This is a genomic window from Dulcicalothrix desertica PCC 7102, from assembly GCF_003991905.1.
In the GTDB taxonomy this organism is placed as follows: domain Bacteria; phylum Cyanobacteriota; class Cyanobacteriia; order Cyanobacteriales; family Nostocaceae; genus Dulcicalothrix; species Dulcicalothrix desertica.
In genome coordinates this window covers 1-7,231 of the sequence record NZ_RSCL01000080.1, presented here as the reverse complement: position 1 = coordinate 7,231, position 7,231 = coordinate 1, and the positions used below count along the sequence as shown (strand labels likewise).

Annotated in this window: 10 protein-coding genes; 1 reads left to right on the top strand and 9 read right to left on the bottom strand. The window is 41.1% G+C overall.

Annotation, left to right across the window (positions count from 1 at the left end; translation table 11 throughout):
• Positions 1-38 precede the first annotated feature (38 nt).
• From DSM106972_RS50675 to DSM106972_RS50640, 8 genes are all read right to left on the bottom strand, one after another.
• Entirely contained in the window at positions 39-1,097 is a 1,059-nt protein-coding gene (locus DSM106972_RS50675; protein WP_186538287.1) for a hypothetical protein, read from the bottom strand.
• 2 nt (positions 1,098-1,099) lie between these two features.
• Positions 1,100-1,690 carry a hypothetical protein gene (locus DSM106972_RS50670; protein ID WP_127087806.1) on the bottom strand — a complete coding sequence of 197 codons (591 nt, stop codon included), beginning with the start codon at positions 1,688-1,690 and terminating at the stop codon, positions 1,100-1,102.
• 11 nt (positions 1,691-1,701) lie between these two features.
• The gene (locus DSM106972_RS50665) at positions 1,702-2,022 is read right to left on the bottom strand and encodes a hypothetical protein (RefSeq protein ID WP_127087805.1); all 321 of its coding nucleotides are present in this window, start codon (positions 2,020-2,022) and stop codon (positions 1,702-1,704) included.
• Positions 2,023-2,098: 76 nt separating this feature from the next.
• Positions 2,099-2,818, bottom strand: a complete 720-nt coding sequence (locus DSM106972_RS50660) for a hypothetical protein (RefSeq protein WP_127087804.1) — start codon at positions 2,816-2,818, stop codon at positions 2,099-2,101.
• Positions 2,819-2,826: 8 nt separating this feature from the next.
• Positions 2,827-3,297: a hypothetical protein gene (locus tag DSM106972_RS50655; RefSeq protein ID WP_127087803.1), complete on the bottom strand. Its 471-nt coding sequence runs from the start codon at positions 3,295-3,297 to the stop codon at positions 2,827-2,829.
• Positions 3,298-3,314: 17 nt separating this feature from the next.
• Positions 3,315-3,824 carry a hypothetical protein gene (locus DSM106972_RS50650; protein WP_186538289.1) on the bottom strand — a complete coding sequence of 170 codons (510 nt, stop codon included), beginning with the start codon at positions 3,822-3,824 and terminating at the stop codon, positions 3,315-3,317.
• A 54-nt stretch (positions 3,825-3,878) separates the two neighbouring features.
• Positions 3,879-4,127, bottom strand: a complete 249-nt coding sequence (locus DSM106972_RS50645; protein WP_127087802.1) for a hypothetical protein — start codon at positions 4,125-4,127, stop codon at positions 3,879-3,881.
• Entirely contained in the window at positions 4,120-5,244 is a 1,125-nt protein-coding gene (locus tag DSM106972_RS50640) for a ParM/StbA family protein (protein WP_127087801.1), read from the bottom strand. Before DSM106972_RS50640 ends, DSM106972_RS50645 begins: the two co-directional genes overlap by 8 nt.
• Positions 5,245-5,565: 321 nt before the next feature.
• Between DSM106972_RS50640 and DSM106972_RS52390 the strand changes: the two genes are divergently transcribed.
• The gene (locus DSM106972_RS52390; RefSeq protein WP_170213661.1) at positions 5,566-5,742 is read left to right on the top strand and encodes a hypothetical protein; all 177 of its coding nucleotides are present in this window, start codon (positions 5,566-5,568) and stop codon (positions 5,740-5,742) included.
• A gap of 635 nt (positions 5,743-6,377) precedes the next feature.
• On the opposite strand, the gene DSM106972_RS50630 is transcribed toward DSM106972_RS52390, so the two are convergent.
• The coding region (locus DSM106972_RS50630; RefSeq protein ID WP_233787992.1) for a hypothetical protein at positions 6,378-7,231 on the bottom strand (854 nt) is incomplete at its 5' end.

Sequence of the window (7,231 nt, the reverse complement as noted above, 5' to 3'; positions counted from 1 at the left end):
AGTTGTATTTGAATAGAATCGGCATTACTGTCTGACCGCTATTCCTTGCCCACAGCCCATTTAAGATGCGTTTGCCCTGTGTCGCCAGAAACAATTACAGGTTTAAATTTAAGAGCCTCAAGCCAACCACTTTCATGTTCTTTGACTAATTTGAGGTAACGTTCTCGGAGAGTTTGCACTCCTGTTACTTTATTTTTGGGGTTGATTTGGTCGTCAAGGGTGGTGCCTGGTAACTGTTTTGGTTGCATTGCCTCGGTTAGCATTTGAGCTTGGCGTTCTGCTGACTCTCGAATTTCAGTATATTCGGCTTCGGTGATATCACCCGCTATCAAGGCATCACCAAAAGCTCTACCTGCATTTACCTGTGCTTGAAGGCGCCCATAATCTACCCAAGCTTCAAGGTTTAAACGCTGCTGAATGATGCCCTTTGCCCAAAATTCGTTAATCTTGGCACGGAATAAGGGGATAGCAAAAGCTAGTTTACGCGCTCGGTCGTTAGCCTGTACTGAAACATACCCAAAACACGCCGCAGCACCGAAGCCTAAAAGTGCCTTGTAAGGGTTGTAAGGTTCGTCGTTTAGGGTTTTTAGATAAGGCTTACCATAACCATCTTTCTCAGCAATTTCACGTGGTAGTTTTGGTAATTTTCCTTTACGGTACTCAGGGTTAGTTGGTAAACTTTCGCCTGGAGCTTCTACAGCCCAAGTCGGAACAAGGTAGTAATTGGATTTGTCGTTTTTAAGCTGATTTAACGCCTCTTCTGGGGTTGGGACATGGTACTTAGGCGGTTCAGGTTTAGGCGTTTTCCAACCCAATTTCTGCGCTTGCTGCCAGTTTTCTAGCTCTTTTTTATACTGCTGCTTCAGCCTAAAAGCTTCGTCGCGGTGCTTCTGGATATGACTGCGTAGTTCAAAAGGTGTTGGCTGATACGAGTATTCATAGTATCTGATGTCAGTACCGTAGAAGGCGCCTGCCAACAGTAAAGTACCAATACCCATGCAGCCCAAGTTTAATAGATTTTGGCGTGACTGCTTTGGGCTAGGCAGTACCGTGTCAATCACGTCTTGCTCAAGTTGAAACTGTTTGTTTTGTGACATGACTATTTTCTGCGTCTAAGTAAGAAAACAAGTATCGCAGTGATGGCTATTGCAACCCCGTAGCCCATGTAATCAGGTGCTTTTTGCTGCACGGGGTTGGTAAATTCTTGTTGTTGACTGTAATAACGCTCGTTTCCTTTGATAGCGCGGTCGGACGCTTCCCAATGAGGACGTAGCGCAAAAAATCCTACACTGGTAATGGTTGTGGCACGACTTATAGATTTCCAGAAGTCTGGATTTAGTTCAATGCTGAAACCTTTCTCTGATACGGCGCCGCTAAACTGCTCAATTGCTGCAATTACCGTTGTCATAACTGCAACAGAGTAACCAATGGTACAAACGTAAGCAGGGATAGCGATAATCCGTGCCACCGCGAAACTTCCTGCCATGATTGAGCTAACCGTGAATGTACTAGATGCTACAGCGAGAGTATTGGCGTTTTTAAAAAGGGCATCTAGAAAAGAATCAACCCGCGCGTTGTCTTTGAGGGTAATTTCTGTAAAGCTTTCCGGCGCCTCCTTTTCAGTTAAACTCTCTGGAGACGGTTGCTGCTGAAATAGCTGCAATAAAATGTCATCTTGTGGATTCTGCATAAAGCAGGAAGTTAAGAGTTGAAATTATTAAGCGTGCTTGTATCAATTAAATCTGCCTCGTAAAGAACGGAAAGGATGGAGTCTTCTATGCTTTCACCACTTGAAGTAAACGATAAATAGGAATCTTGTATCAATAATTTGCTACGTGGGTAAAATTCAACGTCTTCATAAGTTAAATCATCTTCTGGAATCGAATCATCAATCGCTATCCAATCCTCTTCGACTTCAAGTAGCCATTTATTAAAATCATCATCGATAAAAGACAGAGACTGTCCAAGCTCAATGTCAGATAAAGAACCAAGTAAATCATTCAAATTTTCAAATCGTTTCATCTCAACCTCCCTTTATGAGTGGTCAGAATTTGCAGAATGTCCCTGGCAGGTATTCAGCTACCAGGAAGAATTGTTTTTACAACGAGCGAATTAGGCGCCCGAAGAAGTTACCAACACCTCGAAAGAAACCACCAATGGCGCCAGTGATACCCGACAAGTTAAACCCACCACCTACTGAACTAGGTAAAGTGCGTTGGGGAATGGCTCCTAAGTTGGCTTGGCTACCGTCGCGTTGAATTGCTGCGAGTCTGGCAGCTTCATATTCTTTATCAGCTTGGGACTGCATTGCAGCTAGTTTCTGCTGTGCGGAGTTGCCCATTTTAGTAAGCTTGTCACGGTAGGTAATCTCTCCCAGCCGCAGGTTGACTTGATGCTGGGCAGTTAAAAGGTTCATCTGTTGGGCGTGTTTGACATCAACTTCGGTCAGGTCATTAGTTACTTTCTGCTTTTGCTGTTCGAGAAAGTTCATCCACTGCTTATTTAAAACCAGCCCCTGCCCTTTCATTTGGACAATTTGACCCCCGTTTTTTGCAGCCGATTTGAGCAGGTACAACACCGCTTGGTTAATATCCTTTGTGCCGTCGTAAATTGAAAAAGCTTGCTTCAGCACGGGTTTGATATTCCTCCGCGCTTTCGTAGTCATGTTGGCATAATCAGCCAGGTGAGTCGTTGCTTCCTCATCACCCATCATGGCTTTAATAATCGTTTCAGTATCTAAACCAAAGATGGTTTGAGAAGCACGGGTAACATCAGGCGCCGCTACATGAATTTTAATTTTAGGGTTTTGATAAGTCATGATTTTTCTTAGTTTTGGTCGATGTGAATATTGTTTTGCTGAACATATCCGGGCACTGGTTTTGGATCAGAAAAGTACCTATCAATGGCATTTGGTATACGCCGAGTATCCTTACAGAAGCGTGATTGTGAACTGTTACAAATTGGCGCCACCGCGTAACTTCCAAGCGTTGCTAATAACAACAAACCAATTACACTGTGAGCAATTGCATTAAGTTGGTTAGGTAAAGAGTGACGATACGCGCGCTCATCTTCAACTCGATTGGAAATCATTTCTATCACCATGCGTAAATCAGTTGTGTCTTTTCCAACATAGACTTTTCGGTAAAGCTCCTGCATGAGTACTCGAATCTTGTCCTCATCACTAATTAGACCTAGCTGGTAGCTCTCGCGCTGCCAATCTATATCGTTTTGTTTTGCACGCTCCAACGCATTCCCCAAGTTCGTTAACCCAGTTTCAATGTGCTGTCCAAGTTTCATAATTTTTCCCCTAGTTTTTACATCTCGTCTATCTCAACGCTTGCCATATCGTCAGAGTCTTCCCACCTCCACGGCGCCTCATCCCCAAACATTTCCCCACAACCCTCTTGTGACAAAGACTCTGGCTCGTCCCATGCACCCGATAAAGTTAAAAGCTCAAAGATACGCTCTGCTTTCTCACGTGCTGGCTCGTTATCAATCGAACCAAGTGCGTCTTTGTTGCCCTGTGCTAAACTCCAGATGATTTCTGGCGCCACATCTCTTGAGAGATTAGGTAATAGTTGACCGTGAGCTAATGGAAAAGGAGTATCGTCAATTGTTGTAAAAAAATCGTATGGATTGGTTTCTTGCTCTACCCACTCACCACCGTCGTTGTAGTAGAGAGAAAATTCTGTAATTCCCTCGCATAGCAGACCAGTAGCAAAACTCTCAACATCATTTTCGTCATCAAAGTGGTATGTCCGTAGGTCTTCTAGTTCAGGGTTGTTGTTGACTGTGATTCGCCAGTCAGGGTTATTACTTGTCATGGCATAATTTCCTTGTTGTTTTCAAAACAAGCGTTTTAAGCAGAATCATCTTTACTAAAAGCGGCTATATCCCTTTACCATTGCAGCGAGCGCATTTTTATTTGCTTCTACCGTCTGAGTTTTAGGCGGTTCAACTTTTGGCTGGTTTGAGGATTGTTTATCACTCTCAAACTGGAAAATTAGTTTTTCAACTGCCCCAGCCAACGCCTGTGGTGGAATATCTAGGGGCAAACCAGCAATTCTGCACGCTTCAATAGCTGCAAAGTAGCTAATAGTAATTCGGCGTGAAGAATAATTACTCATGTATTTCCTCCAAGGTAATTTCAGTTAGAAGTTTCAATCCTTGAGCGTTGATGAATTGAGGTTCTCTCAGGGTGACGAAACCTAGAGAAGCAAGCCTGTCTCCTACTCCAGAATTAGAGGCGCCGCCACCCCAACACACGAGGTATTGAGCTTTGTCCAAGTACCCGCCATTAGTAACAAAGTTGGCGAATTTCTCTATCCGTGTATCCCACCACGTTTGCAGGCATTGTTCATACTCGGTTTTAAATGGTTTCCCAGTTAGATGGTTGCCCCCGTAAGTAAAGGTTCCAGCTAATATGCCTTGGTTTACCAAGTTAGGAGAATGTTTTACATCCTTACTCAAAAAGCTATCTAAGTCGTTGCGCTTGTCTAACATCTCAGCAATCATCTGGTGTAATTCACCACATCCACCTTCTAATAAATGTCGGTCAATTACTGCACCACTGCCGTTAAAGATAGTTATCAACCAGGTACTAGAACCAATATCTAAAGCTATAGCAATCTCCGAAGCATCCAAATGTAGGGACTGACTACCAAATAAACAATAGGCGATGCTGCCAAATCCTTCTGGATAAATGCCAGTAATGGTAATTTCTATAGTTTTAGTAACAATCTCGCGACTAACTGGATGTTTGTGTTGGAAAGTGTGAACTCCCTGGACTTTGCGTTTGATTTCAACACCCCACCTATCAGGGTTGTGGTTGCTTAAACTAATCCAGAGTTTCGACCCATCTGGCACATTAAGAATAGCTAAATCAGCCAAAATACTTTCTAGTGCCAGTTCTGCTTTTAAAGCTTTGTTTTCGTGCAACAAAGTATAGTTAGCTTGTGCCGTAGCTGCCGTTCCCCAAAAATACTGTTTTTCCTTGAGGTCTGAGCGAGAACCTTCTACATAACAAACCCATGCTCCCGAACTAGAAATGGTTTCATGGTGATTAATGTTACGATTCCGCAATAGCGAATACGCAGCAGGAACAACAACCGTCATGTTGTCGTAAATCGCTTTTCCATAACCAGCACCCAAGTCCTTACCGCTAATTAACGATTTTGACCGCAAACTGGCGCAATGGCTAACGGTAGCCAGCCAGTTTTCTGAGTTGGAATATTCAACTGTCATGGTTCAAATGTTTTATAACAATTCTTTAGATAATTGCTTTGACCAGCGTAAAACTGGCTGCAACGCGGTTGTAGTCAGCAATGTGGTAAACAATGAAAACTCCTATTCAACAGGAACTTTCACCTTCAAAGACTGTGATTAGGCGCCCTCGGAGCCACTTTCCGGCTTCCATTGCCTTTGTTACGTGACTTTTTTTGGCTGTTAACAATATAGTAACAACAGGTGCGTCACCTCGTCAACTAGTGACCAGTTAGTTACGACAAACGCGACTAGAGGCGATAATTTCAAACAAGTGAAATATTATTCATAGACACTTGTTTAATGCCATCCCAAAAGCCTCGTATAACACTGCGACTAGACCAAGAAGATATTGACCGCTTAGAGAAGTGGGCTAAAAAGGAGTTTTTGACAGTCCCCCAACTAACACGGGTGATAGTCAAAAAAGCTATAGCCGACTACTTCAAGCTAAAAAATGAAGAAGAAGACTCAGAAGTTTGATATTTTCCTAGGGGATAAGTTAGGCACAAATATATCCCCTAGGAAAAGTTAGGCGCCCTAATTTCTAGGGGATAAGCTGGCTTATATCTTGCAGCATATAAATCTAAATAACTAATAATACTAAGTAATTATAGATTGTTGGCTATGTTCCTACTCGCATAGTACTGAAAGTACTAAGCTAATAGCGTAAGTCCTCTTAAGAGGACTTCACAAAAATGTTATTATTATCACTGCAATTTATGTTTTTGAGAGTTTTTACTTAAATGTGCAAGATTTCAGATAGGTGTCAATATATCCATATCCCCTAGGAAAAGTCAGTGTCAGAATTCCTAGGGGATAAGCAAGACATAACTATATCCCCTAAGAAAATTGAGTGTTAGAATTCCTAGGGGATAAGTTAAACACTAAATATATCCCCTAGGAAAAGTGAGGTGTCAAAATTCCCAGAGGATAAATTTTAGTTCAACGGCTTCTTTTAATGCTTGAGCATCAACTTCTTTGAGTACTCTAACAAGTCTTTCTTTAAAATTAGAGGATATTGCGGCGTGCAAACAGATAAAAAATTTCTCTCTCAATTGGAAATTTTCACTTTTATTGAGTAAGTTCCTAAAGCACAAAGCTATTTTCACTCTTTATTACCTTCTCCGACGAGAGTGCCCACGGACATAAGTTCCATCTTTGCGAAAATACCCTCGAACATAGGTAGAACCAAAATTTAAGTTAGGTGCAGAGTATGTACTTCTTGTATTATTAACATATTCATTAGAGCGCTCACTAGCTGCTCGATTACCACAACGTCTACCATCTGAATCAAGTTGCCACGGAAAATCACACTTTCCATAATCTTTTTTATCATTAGGTACAGCTGTTAAGGGAGTTCGATACTGATTATCTTGTTGTTCGGCGCCATTTCCTGCTGTAGAAACAGTATTAATATTAGAACCTGAGTTAGGTGGATATGAAAATAGTCCTTCTGATTCGTTTGTCAGAGCTTCTTGTTGTTGATTATTAGTTTTCGTTGAATCAAAGTTATTTAAATTTGCGTCTTTGTTAGTTTCTGAAACAAGTATATCCTGTTGATTCTTTTTATCTGTAATTAATCTTGTTTGTTCTTCGCTTAAAGCATCCGGAAAAGTACCCGTATATTTATAATTCGTAGATTTTTCAACAACTAAATTCGTATTTATTTGATCATTTATTTTACTGTTTTGTTCAATTTGTAGTTTGCCTTGATTCTGATGTATATCAACAACAGCTTGATTTTCTCTATAATTGATAGGATTCGATAAAGACGTTGTAGGCAAACTTAATTTATCAATTGAATTATAATTCTGATTAAAATTAGTAGAAACAATATTGGATGTAGAAGTTGGAGAAACTAATGGAGCGTTGCTTATTGATGATGGAGAAATAAGTAACTGGACAAAATTAATTACATAAATACGTGGTAGAATATTGGAGACCAAAAAGGTGCATTTATTAAGATTTT